At 64.0% G+C, this 18,573-nt stretch carries 19 protein-coding genes; 10 read left to right on the forward strand and 9 right to left on the reverse strand.

What is annotated here, in order from left to right; all coding sequences use genetic code 11:
• Positions 1–132: 132 nt before the first annotated feature.
• Positions 133–2,880, reverse strand: coding sequence for a DNA polymerase I (gene polA / locus CAG22_RS19645; protein WP_085588937.1), 2,748 nt, complete (start codon positions 2,878–2,880; stop codon positions 133–135).
• Between the two features lie 75 nt (positions 2,881–2,955).
• On the opposite strand from polA, the gene CAG22_RS19650 reads away from it, so the two are divergent.
• Entirely contained in the window at positions 2,956–3,243 is a 288-nt protein-coding gene (locus CAG22_RS19650) for a DUF2782 domain-containing protein (protein ID WP_013970316.1), read from the forward strand.
• A 69-nt stretch (positions 3,244–3,312) separates the two neighbouring features.
• Positions 3,313–4,263 carry a homoserine kinase gene (locus CAG22_RS19655; protein ID WP_024087954.1) on the forward strand — a complete coding sequence of 317 codons (951 nt, stop codon included), beginning with the start codon at positions 3,313–3,315 and terminating at the stop codon, positions 4,261–4,263.
• A gap of 112 nt (positions 4,264–4,375) precedes the next feature.
• Here the strand turns inward: CAG22_RS19655 and CAG22_RS19660 are convergent, their stop codons facing one another.
• Positions 4,376–5,332 carry a zinc ABC transporter substrate-binding protein gene (locus CAG22_RS19660; RefSeq protein ID WP_085705993.1) on the reverse strand — a complete coding sequence of 319 codons (957 nt, stop codon included), beginning with the start codon at positions 5,330–5,332 and terminating at the stop codon, positions 4,376–4,378.
• An 18-nt stretch (positions 5,333–5,350) separates the two neighbouring features.
• On the opposite strand from CAG22_RS19660, the gene zur reads away from it, so the two are divergent.
• From zur to CAG22_RS19680, 4 genes are all read left to right on the forward strand, one after another.
• A complete protein-coding gene (zur, locus tag CAG22_RS19665) occupies positions 5,351–5,836 on the forward strand; it encodes a zinc uptake transcriptional repressor Zur (RefSeq protein WP_025337220.1) in 486 nt (161 codons plus the stop codon).
• The gene (gene znuC, locus CAG22_RS19670; protein WP_025337219.1) at positions 5,833–6,609 is read left to right on the forward strand and encodes a zinc ABC transporter ATP-binding protein ZnuC; all 777 of its coding nucleotides are present in this window, start codon (positions 5,833–5,835) and stop codon (positions 6,607–6,609) included. The genes zur and znuC overlap by 4 nt, the downstream gene beginning before the upstream one ends.
• The gene (znuB, locus tag CAG22_RS19675; protein WP_003253007.1) at positions 6,602–7,384 is read left to right on the forward strand and encodes a zinc ABC transporter permease subunit ZnuB; all 783 of its coding nucleotides are present in this window, start codon (positions 6,602–6,604) and stop codon (positions 7,382–7,384) included. Before znuC ends, znuB begins: the two co-directional genes overlap by 8 nt.
• 127 nt (positions 7,385–7,511) lie before the next feature.
• Positions 7,512–8,219 (forward strand): PA5502 family lipoprotein, encoded by a 708-nt coding sequence (locus tag CAG22_RS19680; RefSeq protein WP_046615275.1) that lies wholly within the window; start codon positions 7,512–7,514, stop codon positions 8,217–8,219.
• A 114-nt stretch (positions 8,220–8,333) separates the two neighbouring features.
• Here the strand turns inward: CAG22_RS19680 and katE are convergent, their stop codons facing one another.
• On the reverse strand, positions 8,334–10,469 hold the full coding sequence (gene katE / locus CAG22_RS19685) for a catalase HPII (protein ID WP_085588929.1): 2,136 nt from the start codon (positions 10,467–10,469) through the stop codon (positions 8,334–8,336).
• A 226-nt stretch (positions 10,470–10,695) separates the two neighbouring features.
• On the opposite strand from katE, the gene CAG22_RS19690 reads away from it, so the two are divergent.
• The 3 genes from CAG22_RS19690 to CAG22_RS19700 all read left to right on the forward strand — a co-directional run bounded on the left by CAG22_RS19690 (position 10,696) and on the right by CAG22_RS19700 (position 13,209).
• Positions 10,696–11,703: a methionine ABC transporter ATP-binding protein gene (locus tag CAG22_RS19690; RefSeq protein ID WP_003256960.1), complete on the forward strand. Its 1,008-nt coding sequence runs from the start codon at positions 10,696–10,698 to the stop codon at positions 11,701–11,703.
• Positions 11,703–12,374, forward strand: coding sequence for a methionine ABC transporter permease (locus tag CAG22_RS19695; RefSeq protein ID WP_013970307.1), 672 nt, complete (start codon positions 11,703–11,705; stop codon positions 12,372–12,374). The genes CAG22_RS19690 and CAG22_RS19695 overlap by 1 nt, the downstream gene beginning before the upstream one ends.
• 64 nt (positions 12,375–12,438) lie before the next feature.
• Positions 12,439–13,209 carry a MetQ/NlpA family ABC transporter substrate-binding protein gene (locus tag CAG22_RS19700; protein ID WP_025337216.1) on the forward strand — a complete coding sequence of 257 codons (771 nt, stop codon included), beginning with the start codon at positions 12,439–12,441 and terminating at the stop codon, positions 13,207–13,209.
• A 210-nt stretch (positions 13,210–13,419) separates the two neighbouring features.
• Here CAG22_RS19700 and CAG22_RS19705 read toward each other — a convergent pair whose 3' ends face one another.
• From CAG22_RS19705 to CAG22_RS19725, 5 genes are read right to left on the reverse strand one after another with little or no spacing between them, the layout of a single operon-like run.
• Entirely contained in the window at positions 13,420–14,052 is a 633-nt protein-coding gene (locus tag CAG22_RS19705; protein WP_013970305.1) for an SCO family protein, read from the reverse strand.
• On the reverse strand, positions 14,049–14,942 hold the full coding sequence (gene cyoE, locus CAG22_RS19710; protein ID WP_025337214.1) for a heme o synthase: 894 nt from the start codon (positions 14,940–14,942) through the stop codon (positions 14,049–14,051). Before cyoE ends, CAG22_RS19705 begins: the two co-directional genes overlap by 4 nt.
• Positions 14,927–16,006 carry a heme A synthase gene (locus CAG22_RS19715; RefSeq protein ID WP_015268468.1) on the reverse strand — a complete coding sequence of 360 codons (1,080 nt, stop codon included), beginning with the start codon at positions 16,004–16,006 and terminating at the stop codon, positions 14,927–14,929. Before CAG22_RS19715 ends, cyoE begins: the two co-directional genes overlap by 16 nt.
• 9 nt (positions 16,007–16,015) lie before the next feature.
• On the reverse strand, positions 16,016–16,597 hold the full coding sequence (locus CAG22_RS19720) for a hypothetical protein (protein ID WP_025337212.1): 582 nt from the start codon (positions 16,595–16,597) through the stop codon (positions 16,016–16,018).
• On the reverse strand, positions 16,566–17,303 hold the full coding sequence (locus tag CAG22_RS19725) for an SURF1 family protein (protein WP_075046854.1): 738 nt from the start codon (positions 17,301–17,303) through the stop codon (positions 16,566–16,568). The genes CAG22_RS19720 and CAG22_RS19725 overlap by 32 nt, the downstream gene beginning before the upstream one ends.
• A 63-nt stretch (positions 17,304–17,366) precedes the next feature.
• Between CAG22_RS19725 and CAG22_RS19730 the strand changes: the two genes are divergently transcribed.
• Positions 17,367–17,570, forward strand: a complete 204-nt coding sequence (locus tag CAG22_RS19730) for a twin transmembrane helix small protein (RefSeq protein ID WP_003258925.1) — start codon at positions 17,367–17,369, stop codon at positions 17,568–17,570.
• 99 nt (positions 17,571–17,669) lie between these two features.
• Here the strand turns inward: CAG22_RS19730 and CAG22_RS19735 are convergent, their stop codons facing one another.
• A complete protein-coding gene (locus tag CAG22_RS19735; protein ID WP_003258926.1) occupies positions 17,670–18,557 on the reverse strand; it encodes a cytochrome c oxidase subunit 3 in 888 nt (295 codons plus the stop codon).
• Positions 18,558–18,573: the final 16 nt, after the last annotated feature.

An 18,573-nucleotide genomic window follows, 5' to 3' on the forward strand; every position in this document is an offset into this window, starting at 1 on the left:
CTTCACCGGTTTAGTTCCAAAGCCCTGAAAACTATTTGCGATAGTTTCATGAAGCCTCAGCACCACTGGCACTGAGCGGTGCCAGGATCCGCATCCCTACATCACGGATCCTACACAGCTTTCCCCGCCCGATCAGTGAGCTTCGTCCCAATTCGCACCAATTCCTGCCTCGACCAGCAGCGGTACATCCAGCTGCGCGGCCTTGCTCATGTGCTGGCGAATTTCATCTTTCACCTGCTCCACCAGGTCCTCGCGCACTTCCAGCACCAGTTCGTCGTGTACCTGCAGGATCACCCGGGCGTCCAGCCCGCTCTCGCTCAGCCAGTTATCCACATTGACCATGGCCCGCTTGATGATATCGGCCGCAGTGCCCTGCATCGGGGCGTTGATCGCCGTGCGCTCGGCGCCTTTGCGCAGGGCCGGGTTCTTGGCATTGATATCCGGCAGGTACAGGCGGCGGCCGAACAGGGTTTCGACAAAGCCTTGCTCCGCCGCCTGGGCGCGGGTGCGCTCCATGTAGGCCAGCACGCCCGGGTAGCGAGCGAAGTAGCGGTCGATGTAATCCTGCGACTGCTTGCGGTCGACGCCGATCTGCTTGGCCAGGCCAAAGGCGCTCATGCCGTAGATCAGGCCGAAGTTGATGGCCTTGGCACTGCGGCGCTGGTCGGTGGTGACGTCTTCCAGGGCTACGCCGAATACTTCCGCCGCCGTGGCGCGGTGCACGTCCAGGTCGTTGCGGAAGGCATGCAGCAAGCCTTCGTCCTTGGCCAGGTGGGCCATGATGCGCAACTCGATCTGCGAGTAGTCCGCCGCCAGCAGCTTGTAGCCCGGGCTGGCGACGAAGGCCTGACGGATGCGCCGGCCTTCGGCAGTGCGGATCGGGATGTTCTGCAGGTTCGGGTCGCTGGACGACAGCCGGCCGGTGGCCGCTACCGCCTGCTGGTAGGAGGTGTGGATACGCCCGGTGCGCGGGTTGATCTGCCCCGGCAGCTTGTCGGTGTAGGTGCTCTTGAGCTTGCTCAGGCTGCGGTACTGCATCAGTACCTCCGGCAGCGGGTAGCCTTGCTCGGCCAGTTCGTCGAGCACCGCTTCTGCCGTGGATGGCTGGCCCTTGGTGGTCTTGCTCAGCACCGGCATGCCCAGCTTGTCGTAGAGGATCGCGCCCAGCTGCTTGGGCGAGCCGAGGTTGAACTCCTCACCGGCCAGCTCATAGGCACGCTGCTCCAGCTCGGCCATCTTCACCCCCAGCTCACCGCTCTGCACCTGCAGCAGCGCGGCATCGACCAGCGCCCCCTGGCGCTCGATCTTGGCCAGCACCGGCACCAGCGGCATCTCGATGTCCATCAGCACCGGCTGCACGCTCGGCGTCTGCGCCAGGCGCGCCTGCAGCGCCTGGTGCAGGCGCAGGGTGATGTCGGCGTCTTCGGCAGCGTAGGGGCCGGCCTTGTCCAGGTGGATCTGGTTGAAGGTCAGCTGCTTGGCGCCCTTGCCGGCGATGTCCTCGAAGGCGATGGTGGTGTGGTCGAGGTACTTCAGCGCCAGGCTGTCCATGTCGTGACGGGTGGCGGTGGAGTTCAGCACGTACGACTCGAGCATGGTGTCGTAGGCAACGCCGCGCATTTCTATGGCGGGCGAGCCATTGGCGAGGATGTTGATGTCGTACTTGGCGTTCTGCCCGACCTTGGCCTTGGCCGGGTCTTCCAGCAGCGGCTTCAGCGCCAGCAGCACGGCGGCGCGGTCCAGCTGGACCGGCGCGCCTTCATAGTCGTGGGCCAGCGGCACATAGGCCGCTTCATGCGGCTCGACGGCGAACGACAGGCCGACAAGCTGCGCCTGCTGTGCGTCCAGGCCAGTGGTCTCGGTGTCGAAGGCGAACAGTGGCGCCTGACGCAGCTTCTCCAGCCAGAAGTCGAAACGTTCCTGGTCGAGAATGGTTTCGTACCTGGGCTCGGTCTTGGCCACCGGCTCCGCGATCGGCGCGATGTCGTCACCGGCCTTGGCAGCGTCACGCTGCACCTCGGCGACCCAGCTCTTGAATTCCATCTCGGTGTACAGCGCCAGCAACGCGTCGCGATCAGGTTCGCCGCACACCAGGGCATCTACTTCGATATCCAGGGGCACGTCGACCTTGATGGTAGCCAGCTCATAAGACAGGAACGCCGCGTCGCGGTGCTCTTCCAGCTTGGCCGGCAGGGTCTTGGCGCCGCGAATGGCCAGCGTCGGGACCTTGTCCAGGTTGGCGTACAGGTCGCTGAGGCCGCCGCCGATACCGGTCAGCAGGCCCACCGCGGTTTTTTCGCCCACGCCCGGCACACCGGGGATGTTGTCGACCTTGTCGCCCATCAGCGCCAGGAAGTCGATGATATGTTCCGGGCCGACGCCAAATTTCTCGTGCACGCCAGCCACGTCCAGCACGCTTCCGGTCATGGTGTTGACCAAGGTAATGTGCCCGTCCACCAGCTGCGCCATGTCCTTGTCACCGGTCGAGATGATCACCGGGCGGCCCAGCGCGGCGCTGCTGCGCGCCAGGGTGCCGATCACGTCGTCGGCCTCGACCCCCTCGACGCACAGCAGCGGGTAGCCCAGCGCCTTGACGCTGGCGTGCAGCGGCTCGATCTGCACCCGCAGGTCGTCCGGCATGCTTGGGCGGTTGGCCTTGTATTCGGCGAACATGGCATCGCGGAAGGTGCCACCCTTGGCGTCGAACACCACCGCGAACAGGCTGTCGGGGTATTGCTTGCGCAGGCTCTTGAGCATGTTCAGCACCCCCTTCACCGCGCCGGTCGGCATGCCTTTGGAGGTAGTCAACGGCGGCAGCGCGTGGAAGGCGCGGTACAGGTAGGAGGAACCGTCCACCAGGACGAGGGGCGCTTGGCTCATGAGCAGAATCAACCTTTTCGACGGGTCCGGCGCTAGAATAGCCAGAATCATTGACGACAAAGGGACAAGGTTATCATGCGTACACTCAATCGCCTGTTACTGCTCGGTCTGTTGGCCACCATGCCTGTCGTCACCCTGGCGGCGGACGACGCCCCCTCGGCCGATCCCGAGGTGACCATTCGCACGGAAGGCGACAAAACCATCCAGGAGTACCGGCAGAACGGGTTCCTGTATGCGATCAAGATCACGCCGAAAAACGGCAAGCCTTATTTCCTGGTACGCGCCGATGGCTCTGATGGCAATTTCATTCGATCCGACCAGCCGGACATGCTGATTCCGTCCTGGAAGATCTTCGAGTGGTAATCTGACGCGCACCGTTCACATCAACCCGGCACTTCCCGGCGGAAGTGCCCGTATGGGCATTTTTTCATCATGTCAGTCTTCACCCCCGTGACCCGGCCTGAGCTGGAAACCTTTCTGGCGCCGTACGCGCTGGGTCGTCTGCTCGATTTCCAGGGCATCGCCGCCGGCACAGAGAACAGCAATTTCTTCGTCAGCCTCGAACAGGGGGAGTTCGTCCTGACGCTGATCGAGCGCGGGCCCAGCGAGGACATGCCGTTCTTCATCGAGCTGCTGGACACTTTGCACGCAGCCGACATGCCGGTGCCCTATGCCATACGCGACCGCGACGGCAATGGCCTGCGCGAGCTGTGCGGCAAGCCGGCGCTGCTGCAGCCACGGCTGTCGGGCAAGCACATCAAGGCACCGAACGCCCAGCACTGCGCCCAGGTTGGCGAGCTGCTGGCGCACATTCACCTGGCTACCCGCGAGCACATCATCGAGCGCCGCACCGACCGCGGCCTGGACTGGATGCTGGCCTCGGGTGCCGAGCTGCTGCCGCGCCTTACCGCCGAGCAAGCCGCGCTGCTGCAGCCGGCGCTGGATGAAATCAGCGCGCACAAGGCACAGATCCTGGCCCTGCCACGGGCCAACCTGCATGCCGACCTGTTCCGCGACAACGTGATGTTCGAGGGCACCCACCTGACCGGTGTGATCGACTTCTACAACGCCTGTTCCGGGCCGATGCTGTATGACATCGCCATCACCGTGAACGACTGGTGCCTGGATGAACACGGCGCGATCGACGTGCCACGCGCCCAGGCATTGCTGGCGGCCTATGCGGCACTGCGGCCGTTCACCGCGGCCGAAGCCGAGCTGTGGCCGGAGATGTTGCGGGTAGGCTGCGTGCGCTTCTGGCTGTCGCGCCTGATTGCAGCGGAATCGTTTGCCGGGATGGATGTGATGATCCACGACCCGAGCGAGTTCGAAGTGCGTTTGGCGCAGCGTCAGCAGGTGGCTTTGCACCTGCCGTTTGCCCTCTAGTCCAGCTTCTGCTTCTTCGCGGGCATGCCCGCTCCCACGGGGATAACACAAACCTCAAGGTTGTCGTTGTACCTGTGGGAGCGGGCGTGCCCGCGAAGAGGCCGGTACAGGCTTACAACTGCTCCAGGCACCCAACCAGGTCGCCACTCAGCTTCTCCAGCAAGCGCTCATAGCCCTTGCCATCCACCGGGTCGGTACCGCCCAGGGCATCCAGCTCGGCCAGGCGAACCGGCAGCCCGGCGGTCAAGGTCTCGGCCAGCCTCGGCCGCAGCGGCGGTTCGCTGAACACACAGGTCTTGCCCACTTCCTGCAGGCGCTTGCGCATGGCTGCCACGTGCTGCGCACCCGGCTGCACCTCGGACGCCACGCTGAACACCCCGGTGTGCTTCAGGCCATACTCGGCCTCGAAATAGTCGAACGCTTCGTGGAACACGAAGTAAGGCTTGCCGGCAATCCCGGCCACCCGCGCCTTGATCCGCCCATCCAGTGCGTTCAGGCGTTCGTCGAAGGCCTTGAGGTTGCTCTGGTAGCGCGCCGCATTGGCCGGATCGATCTGCGCCAGGTCAGCCGCCATTTTCGCTGCAATAACCCGCGCGTTGACCGACGATAGCCACAGGTGCGCGTCCAGGCTGCCCGGGCGGTGGTCATGATCATGGTCGTCGTGGTCTTCTTCCTCGTGGGAATGGCTGTCCTCGCCAAAATGCCGCAGCTTCATGCCCGGTAGCGCCTGCACGGCCACCGTGGCCTTGCTGCGATTGCCCAGTACCCGCGGCAGGAAGCCCTCCATGTCCGGGCCGATCCAGTACAGCAGGTCGGCATCGCCCACCCGCCGTACGTCGGACGGGCGCAGCGCGTAGTGGTGCGGCGAAGCACCCGGCGGCAGCAATACCTCGGGGTTGCCAACACCATTCTGCACGGCGGCGGCAATCTGCTGCAGGGGTTTGATACTGGTCAGCACGCGCACGTCGGCCTGGGCGGAAAATGCGATGAAAGCGACAAAAAGGACTAGGAATCGGGACACGGTGAATACTCGAGTCGTCAGAAACAGGTAACATAATAACGTCTCCATCCAGAACCGTCGCTGCCCATGTCCATCACGCCGCTGGCCAACCGTCCTCACGATCATTCCCATTGCGTACACAGCGCACTGGCTGAAGCCGACGCCTTGTGCACCCGCCAGGGCCTGCGCCTGACCGCGCTGCGCCGTCGAGTGCTGGAACTGGTGTGGCAAAGCCACAAGCCCCTGGGCGCCTACGATATCCTCGCCGTGCTCAGTGAGCAGGACGGCCGCCGCGCCGCGCCCCCCACGGTGTACCGTGCGCTGGACTTCCTGCTGGAAAACGGCCTGGTGCACCGCATCGCCTCGCTCAACGCCTTCATCGGCTGCAGCCACCCGGAACACCTGCACCAGGGGCAGTTCCTGATCTGCCGGGCCTGCCATGTGGCCATCGAGCTGGAACAGGACAGTATCAGCGACGCCATCATCAGCAGCGCCAAGGGCGTGGGTTTCACGGTCGAGACCCAGACGGTGGAAGTGGTCGGTCTGTGCAGCAATTGCCGGAGCGCGGCATGAGCGATGCACTGATCCGCCTGGAGCAGGTCGGCGTCACCTTCGGTGGCGAGGCGGTGCTCGACAGCATCGACCTGTCGGTCGCACCTGGCCAGATCGTCACCCTGATCGGCCCGAACGGCGCGGGCAAGACCACCCTGGTGCGCGCCGTGCTCGGCCTGCTCAAGCCGCACCGCGGCAAGGTATGGCGCAAGCCGAAACTGCGCATTGGCTACATGCCGCAAAAGATCCAGGTCGATGCCACGCTGCCGCTGTCGGTGTTGCGCTTCCTGCGCCTGGTGCCCGGTGTAGACCGCGCGGCAGCCTTGTCGGCGTTGCAGGAAGTGGGTGCCGAGCAGGTCATCGACAGCCCGATCCAGACCATTTCCGGCGGCGAGATGCAGCGCGTGCTGCTGGCCCGCGCCCTGCTGCGCGAACCCCAGCTACTGGTGCTCGACGAGCCGGTGCAGGGCGTAGACGTGGTCGGCCAGACCGAGCTGTACAACCTCATTACCCGCCTGCGCGACCGCCACGGCTGCGGCGTGCTGATGGTTTCCCACGACTTGCACCTGGTGATGAGCGCCACCGACCAGGTGGTGTGCCTGAACCGCCACGTGTGCTGCTCGGGCCACCCCGAGCAGGTAAGCGGCGACCCGGCATTCGTCGAGCTGTTCGGCCAGACCGCCGCACCCAGCCTGGCCATCTACCACCACCATCACGACCACAGCCACGACCTGCATGGCTCGGTGGTCGCCCCTGGCACCCATGTTCACGGAGCGCACTGCAAGCATGGCTGATTTTCTTCTCTACGCCCTGCTTGCCGGTTTGTCCCTGGCGCTGGTGGCCGGCCCACTGGGCTCCTTCGTGGTGTGGCGGCGCATGGCCTATTTTGGCGACACCCTGTCCCACGCCGCCCTGCTCGGCGTGGCCCTTGGCTTTGCCCTGGACGTCAGCCCGGCGCTGGCGGTAACCGTGGGCTGCCTGTTGCTGGCGATCTTGCTGGTGACCTTGCAGCAACGCCAACCGCTGGCCTCCGATACCCTGCTCGGCATACTCGCCCCCAGCACATTGTCGCTGGGCCTGGTGGTGCTGAGCTTCATGCATGATGTACGCATCGACCTGATGGCCTACCTGTTCGGCGACCTGCTGGCCATCAGCACCACCGACCTGGCCTGGATCCTCGGCGGCAGCGCGCTGGTGTTGCTGCTGCTCGCTGCGCTGTGGCGGCCGTTGCTGGCAGTCACCGTGCACGAAGAGCTGGCCATGGTCGAAGGCCTGCCGGTGGCCGGGCTGCGCATGGCGCTGATGCTGCTGATCGCGGTGGTGATTGCCGTGGCCATGAAGATCGTCGGCGTGCTGCTGATCACCTCGCTGCTGATCATTCCTGCCGCTGCGGCGCAACGTCACGCCCGTTCTCCCGAGCAGATGGCCCTGGGCGCCAGCCTGCTGGGCGTGACCGCGGTATGCGGTGGCCTGGCCATGTCCTGGTTCAAGGACACCCCCGCCGGCCCGTCGATCGTGGTCTGCGCGGCGGTGCTATTCTTGCTGAGCCTGGCCCTGCCAAAACGCTGAAAAACAGGGCGCGTGAAGGCGCGCCCTGCAACCTTTTCGCACGTAAAGGGTCTGTAAGACTTGTTTTCGAGCGTGCGCACCTGGGTGTAGACTTGCTCGCTTTTTGCGCAAATAGAGAGTCGCAGGAATGAAGCCGTTCGCCTCCCGTTATCTGCTTGTTGCCGCGTTTTCCCTGTTCCTGGCTGCGTGTTCCAGCGCGCCGGTCGAACAGGCCACCGCACCTGCCCAAGCCGATGCCTGGCAGCAGTTGCAACAGAACATCGCCAGCAACGAGCTGGCCACCGCCGAAGACCAGCTGGCAGCCCTGCAGGCCCAGGCGCCGGATGACGCGCGCCTGGAGCAATACCAGCGCCAGCTTGCCGAAGCCTACCTGCAACGCAGCCAGATCTTCCTGCAGAAGGGTGATGTGAACGCTGCCGCCACCGCCCTGGCCCGTGCCCGCGCGCTGATGCCGCAAGCCCCGGCGGTGACTGGTGGCGACGCCGTGACCCAGGCGCGCAAGGCCGAACTGGAGAAGGCTGAAGCGGCGCTGAAAGCGGCCGAGGCCAAGCCCAAGGCGCGCATCATCGACCCGGCTGCACCGAGCACCGTCGTGGCCTTGAAGACCACCGACAGCCGCGCCATGCGTCGCCAGCTGGATGACATTGCCGCCGATGTGGTGAGCTACCAGTGCGATGTGGTGTTCCAGGTGCCGCGCACCGAGGATGCGCCTTGGCTGAAGACCTTGCTGGAGAAGCGCGTGCGCAAGATCGACAGCGGGTTCGAGCTGAAGCAGAAGCACGAGATTCAGCGGTCGCTGCCGGCGCAGGTAGTTCTGGTTCCGCATCAGCAATAAGCCTCCCGGGCCCTATCGCCGGCAAGCCAGCTCCCACCTCGACCGCACCAATTTCAAGCCTGGTGCAGTACCTGTGGGAGCTGGCTTGCCGGCGATGGGCTGCAAAGCGGCCCCTTAGGCAGGCACAGCCTCCGCAGCCGCCTCCCGCTCCCACACCCGATGCCCTTCTACCGCTTTGACGAAGGCATCCACGGTCTTCTGCTCATCCCCCAGCAGCAACCCCTTGTCTTCTTTCAGCCCCAAGCTGCCCAAAAGCTCTTTGGTCAACACCATCGCCTTCAGGTGCTTGTAGCCCTCCAGCAGGAAATGCTTGGCCAACCCGCTGGTCGCCAGCGCATCGGTCGAAGCCTTGCCACCCGGCACGACAATTCCGTCGAACATGATCGATGGCATCCCCTCCATGGAAGCATCCACCGGCAGTTGCTTGCCGTCCGCAGCCTTCACCGGTGCTGAGGTCGGCCCCAGGAGCAATGGCCGGGCACTGTGTGCTTCCAGGGCCTTGACCAACTTGTCCACGCTGGCAGCGTCTACGCCATCTGCTACCAGCACGGCAATCTTGCGCCCCTTGATGCCAACCGAGCCCGGGTGGTTCATCTGGCTCAGGGCAGGCGACTGCGCAAGCTGGCTTCCCTTCACTTGAACAGTGCCCGCGCTCGGAGCAGGCAAACCGAGGTTGGCAGCAACCGCAGCCGCCAGCTTCAGGTCGATGTTGGCGAGAATCTCATTCACTTCCCGAGCACGGATCGTCTCCCGCTCCACCTTGCCCAGTTCAAAGCTGTAGGCCTTGATGATGTGCTGCTGCTCGGTCGGGCTCATGCTCTGGAAGAACAACCGCGCCTGCGAAAAATGGTCGCCGAACGAATCGCTGCGCTGGCGGATCTTGTGTGCATCGATACGCTCCTGGTAGCTCTCGAAGCCGCCATCCTGCGCGGCTGGTGGCGTTTCCTTCGGCCAGCCACCGTCGATGGAATTGGGCTCGTAGGATGCGCGACCTTTGTGAACCACATGCTGATGCAAGGCGTCACGCTGGTTGTTGTGGTTAGGAGCGACGGGGCGGTTGACGGGGATCTGGTGGAAGTTGGGCCCGCCCAGGCGGCTAAGCTGCGTGTCGGTGTAGGAGAACAGCCGCCCCTGCAGCAAGGGGTCGTTGGTAAAGTCGATACCAGGCACGATATGACCCGGGCAGAACGCCACCTGCTCCACTTCAGCAAAGAAGTTGTCCGGGTTGCGATTCAAGATCATCTTGCCCAAAGGTGTAACCGGCACCAGTTCTTCCGGGATGATCTTGGTCGGGTCCAGCAGGTCGAAATCAAATTTGTGCTCGTCGGCTTCCGGCACAATCTGCACACCCAATTCCCATTCAGGGTAATCGCCCGTCTCGATAGCCTCCCACAAGTCGCGACGCTGGAAATCAGCGTCCTTGCCTGCCAGCTTCTGCGCTTCGTCCCATAGCAAGGAGTGCACACCCTGGCGCGGCTTCCAGTGGAATTTGACGAAACTGGCTACGCCCTGGGCGTTGATCAGGCGGAAGGTATGCACCCCGAAACCTTCCATCATCCGCAAGCTGCGCGGGATAGCACGGTCCGACATCGCCCACATGACCATATGGGCCGACTCCGGTACCAGCGAGACGAAATCCCAAAAGGTGTCATGGGCCGAAGCGCCGGTCGGGATCTCGTTGTGCGGCTCTGGCTTTACGGCGTGGACGAAATCCGGGAATTTGATCGCATCCTGGATGAAAAACACCGGCATGTTGTTGCCCACCAGGTCGAAGTTGCCTTCATCGGTGTAGAACTTGACCGCAAAGCCCCTCACGTCACGCACGGTGTCGGCTGAGCCACGCGGGCCCTGTACCGTGGAAAATCGCACGAACACGGGCGTGATTTTCTCCGGGTCCTGCAGGAAGCCCGCCTTGGTCAGCTCTGCGTGGTTGCCATAGCTCTGGAAATAGCCATGCGCCCCCGTCCCTCGCGCATGCACGATGCGCTCAGGGATGCGTTCGTGGTCAAAGTGCGTGATCTTCTCGCGCATGATGAAATCTTCGAGAAGCGAGGGGCCTCGATCTCCGGCCTTCAGCGTGTTCTGGTTGTCAGCGATGCGCACCCCCTGGTTGGTGCGCAGCGCATGACCCGTCGCATCGCTACGGTCAGCCTCCAGGCTCTGTAACTTGGCGTTGGTGTTGGCCCGGTCCGGGGTCTGGGTGCCAGCGGCTTCGCTGTGCTTCGGCGCGTCCGTGTTCTTGCTGGGCATGGTCGGCTCTCCTCGTCAGTCTTCAGGCGTACCCGTTTCGGGCTTGTGCAAGTAGTGACCGGGAGGCTTTGCCGAGCGTTCAATCAGGATTACCGGTTGTCGCGATATGCCCGAAGGATTGGTGCATTACGAAATAAATGCTAAGAACAGCTATGGGAAAAGGCTAAAATGCGCGACCCCAGCCAACCGCTGACCCAAATTCCATGCGCCCCACAAGGTTCGCTACGTGATCGAGTTCCAACAGGTACACAAGACCTACCGCGTCGCCGGTAGGGAAATCCCCGCACTGAATCCGACCAGCCTGACCATCGAAGATGGCCAGGTGTTCGGCCTGATCGGCCATTCCGGCGCCGGCAAGAGCACCATGCTGCGCCTGATCAACCGCCTGGAAGAGCCTTCCGGCGGCAAGATCATCGTCGACGGCGAAGACGTTACCGCGTTCAACGCCAGCCAGCTGCGCGGTTTCCGCCAGCAGGTCGGGATGATTTTCCAGCACTTCAACCTGCTGGCCTCCAAGACCGTCGCCGACAACGTTGCCCTGCCACTGACCCTGGCCGGCGAGCTGTCGCGCAGCGAAATCGACAAGCGCGTGACCGAGCTGCTGGCCCGCGTCGGCCTTTCCGACCACGCCAGAAAGTACCCGGCGCAGCTGTCCGGTGGCCAGAAGCAGCGCGTGGGCATCGCCCGCGCCCTGTCCACCAACCCGAAGATCCTGCTGTGCGACGAGGCCACCAGCGCCCTCGACCCGCAAACCACCGCCTCGGTCCTGCAATTGCTGGCCGAAATCAACCGTGAGCTGAAGCTGACCATCGTGCTGATCACTCACGAAATGGACGTGATCCGCCGGGTCTGCGACCGCGTGGCAGTGATGGACGCCGGCCAGATCGTCGAGCAGGGCTCGGTGGCCGAGGTGTTCCTGCACCCGCAGCACCCCACCACCAAGCGCTTCGTCCAGGAAGACGAGCAGGTCGACGAAGGCGAGCAGCGGGACGACTTCGCCCATGTGCCGGGCCGTATCGTGCGCCTGACCTTCCAGGGCGACGCCACCTATGCGCCGCTGCTGGGCACCGTGGCCCGCGAAACCGGCGTGGACTACAGCATCCTCGCCGGGCGTATCGACCGCATCAAGGATGTCCCCTATGGCCAGCTCACCCTCGCCCTGATCGGCGGTGACATGGAAGCGGCGTTTGCCCGCTTCAAGGCAGCTGACGTACATATGGAGGTACTGCGTTGATGGACGCCCTGAATTTCTTTGCCAACGTCGACTGGGCCGAAATCTGGCTGGCCAGCGTCGACACCATGATCATGCTGTTCGGCTCGCTGTTCTTCACCGTGCTGCTCGGCCTGCCGCTGGGCGTGCTGCTGTTCCTGTGCGGGCCGAAACAGATGTTCGAGCAGAAGGGTGTGTATGCGCTGCTGTCGCTGATCGTCAACATCCTGCGCTCGCTGCCGTTCATCATCCTGCTGATCGTGATGATCCCGATCACCGTGCTGATCACCGGCACTTCGCTGGGCGTTGCCGGCGCCATTCCGCCGCTGGTGGTAGGTGCCACGCCGTTCTTCGCGCGCCTGGTGGAAACCGCCCTGCGTGAAGTGGACCGCGGCATCATCGAAGCCACCCAGTCGATGGGCGCCACCACCCGCCAGATCATCACCAGCGCACTGCTGCCGGAGGCCCGCCCGGGCATCTTCGCGGCCATTACCGTCACCGCCATCACCCTGGTGTCGTACACCGCCATGGCCGGTGTGGTCGGTGCCGGCGGCCTGGGCGACCTGGCCATCCGCTTCGGCTACCAGCGTTTCCAGACCGACGTGATGGTCGTCACCGTGGTGCTGTTGCTGGTACTGGTTCAAGTCCTGCAGAGCGTGGGCGACAAACTGGTCGTGCATTTTTCCCGTAAGTAACCCCAATGGGGTCGGCCCGGCCGACCCGTTCGGGGGCCGTCGCGGCCCTCACAAGGAGTGATCAATGAAGAAGCTGCTTGCTGTTGTCGCCGCTGTCGCGGCCTTCTCGGCCCACGCCGAGTCCCTGACCGTTGCCGCTACCCCGGTACCGCACGCCGAGATCCTCAACTTCGTCAAACCTGCACTGGCGAAAGAGGGCGTGGAGCTGAAGGTCAAGGAATTCACCGACTACATCCAGCCGAACGTGCAGGTGGCCGAAAAGCGCCTGGACGCCAACTTCTTCCAGCACCAGCCGTACCTGGATGAGTTCAACAAGGCCAAGGGCACCAACCTGGTGAGCGTTGCCGGCGTGCACATCGAACCGCTGGGCGTGTACTCGACCAAGATCAAGAAGCTGGACGAGCTGTCCTCCGGCGCCACCGTGGTCATCCCCAACGACGCCACCAACGGCGGCCGCGCGCTGCTGCTGCTGGACAAGGCCGGTGTGATCAAGCTGAAGGACAACAAGAACATCCTGTCCACCGTGAAGGATGTTGCCGAGAACCCGAAAAGCCTGAAGTTCCGTGAGCTGGAAGCAGCCACCATCCCGCGCGTGCTGACCCAGGTCGATGCTGCCCTGATCAACACCAACTACGCGCTGGAAGCCAAGCTGAACCCGGAGAAAGACGCCCTGGTCATCGAGGGCAGCGACTCGCCTTACGTGAACATCCTGGTTGCCCGCCCGGACAACAAGGACTCGGACGCCATGAAAAAGCTGGCTGCTGCGCTGCACTCGCCTGAGGTGAAGCAGTTCATCAACGAGAAGTACAAAGGCGCTGTGGTTCCGGCGTTCTGATCCGAAATCCCCGGGGCCGCTTTGCGGCCCATTCGCCGGCAAGCCAGCTCCCACAGGTACAGCGCCAGCCTCAGGCCCTGTGAGGTCCCTGTGGGAGCCGGCTTGCCGGCGATTTGCCCTGGCAGCCAAACCATGAGGACCGAGACGTACGCCGGACTTTGTGGGAGCGGCCTTGTGTCGCGATAGGCCTGCGCAGCAGGCCCAAAAATCTCAATCCCGCTTCACAAGCCCGGGCAACTGCGCCACCAGCTTCTGGTTGTTGAACGGCGCCCGAATGAACCCGCGCTGACGCCCATCCGGCCCCACAACCGCCAGGTTGCCGCTGTGATCCACGGTATACCCCGGCTTGCTGGTATCGGCCGGAATGAACGGAATGCTCAAGGCATTGGCCAGCTTCTGGGTATCCTCGATCGACCCCGCCACCCCGACGAAATCCTTGTCGAAATAACCCAGGTACTGCTTCAGCTGGTTCGGCGTGTCGCGGTTCGGGTCAACGCTCACCAGCACCACCTGCAGCCGGTCGACGGCCTCCTTGGGCAGCTCGCTCTTCACCTGGCGCAGCTGGGCCAGGGTGGTCGGGCAGATGTCCGGGCAGTAGGTGTAGCCGAAGAACAGCAGCGACCATTTGCCCTTCAGGTCATCCAGTTGCACCGGCTGGCCGTCCTGGTTGGTCATGGTCACATCGGCCACGGTACGGCTCTGCGGCAGCAGGATGATGCCGGCATCGATCAGCTCGGTGGGGTTGGGCTGGTCGCGGCCATTGAGCACCTTGTTGACGGTCAGGCCCAGGATCAACGCGACCAGGGCAACGAGGATGAAGACGGTTTTCTGGGTTCGGGTCATAGGTTCAGCAACAGGTAGTGGTCGAGGAGCAACGCGATGAACAGCGCGAACAGGTAGCCGATAGAGTACTTGAAGGTGCCGATCGCTGCGTGCGGCCGGCTGCCACGGTACAACACCCAGGCCCATTGCAGGAAGCGCAGGCCCAGCACCAGGGCGCAGGCCAGGTACAGCGGGCCGCTCATGTGGATGGCGTACGGCAGCAGGCTCACCGCCAGTAATACCAGGGTGTACAGCAGGATATGCAGCTTGGTGTAGCGCTCGCCGTGGGTCACCGGCAGCATCGGGATATCGGCCTTGGCGTATTCCTCCTTGCGGTGGATGGCCAAGGCCCAGAAGTGTGGTGGGGTCCAGGCGAAGATGATCAGCACCAGCAACAGGGGCTCGGCGCTGACATGGCCGCTGACCGCCACCCAGCCCAGCAACGGCGGGGCGGCGCCAGCCAAGCCGCCGATGACGATGTTCTGCGGCGTGGCGCGCTTGAGAAAACCGGTGTAGAGCACCGCATAGCCGAGCAGGGAAGCCAGTGTCAGCCAGGCGGTGAGGGCGTTGGTGAACACCAGCAGCAGGGCCATGCCCAGTAGCGCCAGCGCCAGGGCGAACAGCAGCGCCGGCAGCGGCTCGACCCGGCCCTGGGCCAGCGGCCGCTTGTGGGTACGCGCCATCAGCGCGTCGATGCGTCGGTCCACCACATGGTTGACCACCGCCGCGCCGCCTGCACAAAAGCCGATGCCCAGGTTGCCGAACAGCAGCACGCTCCAGCTGACACCCGCACGGGTGGCAAGGAACATACCCGCCAGCGAGGTGATCAGCATCAGCACCACCACCTTGGGCTTGGTCAGCTCCAGGTAATCACGCCAACTGGCCCTCTGTGTGCTCAGAAGCGTCGCCACGAATCATTCCTCATGTGGTGGGAAATGCCCACGCCAGCCACGGGCCGCAGGCGCCAGCCATGGCCGACACCCACGCGAACTTTGTCGACCACACGGATGCGGTAGTTCACCAGCACCATGCTCAGCAGCAACAGCGCCCCACCAGCGTTGTGCGCCACGGCTACGGCCAGCGGCAGGTGCAGCAGCACATTGCTGATGCCCAGGCCGACTTGCACCACCAGCGCCAGCAGCACCAGCCGCGCCAGGCCAGGGAGGCCGCAGCGGTGCAGCTTCCAGCTGAGCATCAGCAGCACGCAGGTCACCAGCAATGCGCCCAAGCGGTGGCTGATGTGGATGGCCGTGCGCGCATCACTGTCCAGTTGCCCGCCCAGGTAATTGGGCCCGACGTGCTGGGTCAGATGGAACCCGTTGCTGAAGTCCGCCGCCGGCCACCACTGGCCGTGGCAGGTGGGCAGGTCGATGCAGGCGACGGCCGCGTAGTTGGCACTGACCCAGCCGCCCAGGGCGATCTGGCCGATCACCACCAGCAAGGCCAGCGCAGCGATCCGACGCAGGCTCAATGGCAGCTTTGGCAAGGGCGCAAAGGCCCGGGACAGACGCAGGGACAACAGGAACAACAAACTCAGGGTAGTGAAGCCGCCGAGTAGATGCGCGGTGACCACCTGCGGCCACAGCTTGAGGGTGACCGTCCACATGCCGAAGGCTGCCTGGGCGAGCACCACGCCCAGCAGCAGCAAGGGCAGGCGGTAAGGCTGGCCATCGCGGGCATGCCGGCGCAGCGCCTGCAAGGCGAGCAGGGCGATCACCATCGCCAGGGTGCCGGCGAAATAGCGGTGGACCATCTCGGCCCAGCCCTTGGCGGCTTCCACCGGGTGTTCGGGGAAATGCAGCTCGGCATGAGCCAGCTGCGCTTCGCTCTTGGGCACGCTGATGAAGCCGTAGCAACCCGGCCAGTCCGGGCAGCCGAGGCCGGCGTGGGTCAGGCGGGTATAGGCACCGAGCAGGACGACCAGCAGTGCCAGCAAGGTGGCGAACACAGCAAGGCGGAATCCGGGTCTGGCCATGGCAGGCTCCTAGCCGATGTTGGACAGCTTGAGCAGGTGGCGCAGGTCGTCCAGCACATGCTTGCCGTTGACCTTGGCGTCGTAGCGCAGCACCAGGTTGCCGTGTGGGTCGACGATCCACAGCTGCGGGCCGGCCTCGCCGACCTTTTGCAGGTAGCGTTGCGCATCCAGCGGGTAACGCTGCAACTGTGGGTATTCGCGGCCGAGCAACGCCTGGTAGTCGGCACTTGCCGGCTGGGCGGCCGCCAAGGCATGGCTGGCACGGCTGGCATCACGGCCCAGGCCGACCTGGATCTGCCGGGCCAGGTACACCAGCCGCTGGCAATCCTCGGCACAGGCTGTGGGTGTGCTCACCAGCAGCTGCCAGCGCTCGTCCTGGCCCGCCACGCCGATATCGGAAAGGCTCTCACCGTTGCCGATCATCACGCCGTGGTAGCTGCGGCCGTCCGGCACCCAGAACTTGAGCTTGTACATGCTGGTGGCCAGAACCATCGGCCCGAGCACCACCAGCAGAATCAACAGCAGCTGCAAACGCCCGCGGGCTCTGGGTTTGCTACGTTCAGGCACTTCCAGTGGAGTGGCGGTGGCCATGGCGTTTCTCCTTGTTGTGGTGCCAGCCGAAGTAGAGGTAGAGCAGTACCAAAGTGGTTGCCAGGGCAAACCACTGCACGGCGTAACCCAGGTGTTTTTCCGGGCCCATGGCAACGACCGGCCAGTCCAGGCGATAGGTCGCCGGGCCGGGCTCCAGGCGCAGCTCATGGGCGAAGCCTTCGCGATCGAGCTGTTGCCATAGCTGCGCGGCATCCACGGCAGTCAGCAGGTGCGGCCATTGGCCGCCTGCAGGGTCGGGGTGCAGCTGGAACGTGCTGCCAGGCGCGACATACACCGAAGCGTCCAGCGCCAACGCCTGGGCAGGGGTATCGAAATGCACCGGCACGCGGCGGTCCGGCCAGGGCAGCCAGCCGCGGTTGACCAGCAGCCACACGCCGCTGGCCTGATCATGGAAGGGTTGCAGCAGCTCGACACCGGCCTGGCCATCACGCATGCGGTTGTCCAGCAGCAGGCTGTGCTCGGCGTCGAAGCGGCCATAGAGATGCACGCGGCGGAAGGCATTGTCCTGGTTCGCTGTCAGCTGGGCCGTGGCCACGGGCGCTTCGACCCGCCGCTCGGCATAGGCGGCCAGCAGCACGCGCTTTTCCTCGGCACGGCCGAGTTGCCAGCAGCCAAGCGCGATCAGCCCCGGCAGCAGCGCAAGCACCACAAGGGTTGGTACCCAGCCCGGACGAAACGGCCTCATCGGAGCCTCGTCGGGCCGATCGCTATACTTATCCACATCACCGCATCCCCCCGGAGTATCGCCATGCTCAAGGCCGCGATTGTCCTGATGCTGTTGGCCACGATTGCCAGCCTGTTCAGCGGCCTGGTGTTTCTGGTCAAGGACGATGAAAACTCGACCCGTTTATTGAAAGCGCTGACCGTGCGAGTGACCCTGGCGGCGCTGACCATCGGCCTTGTCGCCTGGGGCTTCATCAGCGGTCAGCTCGTATCTCATGCCCCTTTCTGAAGTTTTCACCTGACCCTGTGGGAGCGGGCATGCCCGCGAATGCGATGTTGAATGTACCGACGCATTCGCGGGCGCGCCCGCTCCCACAGGGTTCTCTATTCACAGCACATAGACAAAGATGAACAACCCCACCCACACCACATCGACGAAGTGCCAGTACCAACTGGCCGCCTCGAAACCAAAGTGTTTCTCCGGGTTGAAATGCCCGCGCAAGATGCGCACGAACATCACGATCAGGATGATCGTGCCCAAGGTCACGTGCGCGCCGTGGAAGCCGGTGAGCATGAAGAACGTCGCGCCGTAGATACCCGACCCCAGCGTCAGCCCCAGCTTGGTATAGGCCTCGTGGTACTCGTAGGCCTGCAACGCGATGAAGCTGGCGCCCAGGACGATGGTCAGCGCCATCCAGAATTTCAGCGGGCCACGGTGGCCGCGACGCAGGGCATGGTGGGCGATGGTGATGGTCACGCTGGAGCTGACCAGCAAGATGGTGTTGATCAGCGGCAGGTGCCACGGGTCGATCACTTCCTTGGGCGGCGGGAACAGTTTCGGGTCGGGCGTGTGCAGCAGCGGCCAGGTGAATTCGAAGGTCGGCCACAACATGTGCGCAACACCCTTGGCCCCTTCACCGCCCAGCCACGGCCCGGCCAGCACGCGCACGTAGAACAGCGCACCGAAGAAGGCCAGGAAGAACATCACCTCGGAGAAAATGAACCAGCTCATGCCCCAGCGGAACGAGCGGTCCAGTTGCGGGCTGTACAGCCCCGCGCGGCTCTCCCGCACCACCGAACCGAACCAGCCAAACAGCATGTAGGCCAGGAACAACGCGCCGATGAAGAAGATCAGCGGCCCGTGCGACTCGGGGTGGCCGGCCTTCATGTCGTTGAACCAGGTACCCAGGCCGAACACCGTGATGAACATGCCGATGGTGGCGATGATCGGCCACTTGCTCTGCGCCGGAACGTAGTAGTGCTCATGACTTGCCATTGCTGTTCTCCTTCCC

It is taken from the genome of Pseudomonas sp. B8(2017) (genome assembly GCF_002113575.1).
In the GTDB taxonomy this organism is placed as follows: Bacteria; Pseudomonadota; Gammaproteobacteria; order Pseudomonadales; family Pseudomonadaceae; genus Aquipseudomonas; species Aquipseudomonas putida_Z.

Excerpts from the sequence above, each read along its gene's own strand:
- CAG22_RS19700 (WP_025337216.1), top strand. The coding sequence starts at position 12,439 with ATGAAGAAGCTGCTTGCTGTTGTCGCCGCTGTCGCGGCCTTCTCGGCC.
- znuC (WP_025337219.1), top strand. The coding sequence starts at position 5,833 with ATGAGCGATGCACTGATCCGCCTGGAGCAGGTCGGCGTCACCTTCGGT.
- CAG22_RS19725 (WP_075046854.1), bottom strand. The coding sequence starts at position 17,303 with ATGAGGCCGTTTCGTCCGGGCTGGGTACCAACCCTTGTGGTGCTTGCG.
- CAG22_RS19655 (WP_024087954.1), top strand. The coding sequence starts at position 3,313 with ATGTCAGTCTTCACCCCCGTGACCCGGCCTGAGCTGGAAACCTTTCTG.
- CAG22_RS19720 (WP_025337212.1), bottom strand. The coding sequence starts at position 16,597 with ATGGCCACCGCCACTCCACTGGAAGTGCCTGAACGTAGCAAACCCAGA.
- CAG22_RS19680 (WP_046615275.1), top strand. The coding sequence starts at position 7,512 with ATGAAGCCGTTCGCCTCCCGTTATCTGCTTGTTGCCGCGTTTTCCCTG.
- znuB (WP_003253007.1), top strand. The coding sequence starts at position 6,602 with ATGGCTGATTTTCTTCTCTACGCCCTGCTTGCCGGTTTGTCCCTGGCG.
- CAG22_RS19715 (WP_015268468.1), bottom strand. The coding sequence starts at position 16,006 with ATGGCCAGACCCGGATTCCGCCTTGCTGTGTTCGCCACCTTGCTGGCA.
- CAG22_RS19735 (WP_003258926.1), bottom strand. The coding sequence starts at position 18,557 with ATGGCAAGTCATGAGCACTACTACGTTCCGGCGCAGAGCAAGTGGCCG.
- CAG22_RS19650 (WP_013970316.1), top strand. The coding sequence starts at position 2,956 with ATGCGTACACTCAATCGCCTGTTACTGCTCGGTCTGTTGGCCACCATG.
- CAG22_RS19730 (WP_003258925.1), top strand. The coding sequence starts at position 17,367 with ATGCTCAAGGCCGCGATTGTCCTGATGCTGTTGGCCACGATTGCCAGC.
- zur (WP_025337220.1), top strand. The coding sequence starts at position 5,351 with ATGTCCATCACGCCGCTGGCCAACCGTCCTCACGATCATTCCCATTGC.
- polA (WP_085588937.1), bottom strand. The coding sequence starts at position 2,880 with ATGAGCCAAGCGCCCCTCGTCCTGGTGGACGGTTCCTCCTACCTGTAC.
- CAG22_RS19695 (WP_013970307.1), top strand. The coding sequence starts at position 11,703 with ATGGACGCCCTGAATTTCTTTGCCAACGTCGACTGGGCCGAAATCTGG.
- CAG22_RS19660 (WP_085705993.1), bottom strand. The coding sequence starts at position 5,332 with ATGGAGACGTTATTATGTTACCTGTTTCTGACGACTCGAGTATTCACC.
- katE (WP_085588929.1), bottom strand. The coding sequence starts at position 10,469 with ATGCCCAGCAAGAACACGGACGCGCCGAAGCACAGCGAAGCCGCTGGC.
- CAG22_RS19705 (WP_013970305.1), bottom strand. The coding sequence starts at position 14,052 with ATGACCCGAACCCAGAAAACCGTCTTCATCCTCGTTGCCCTGGTCGCG.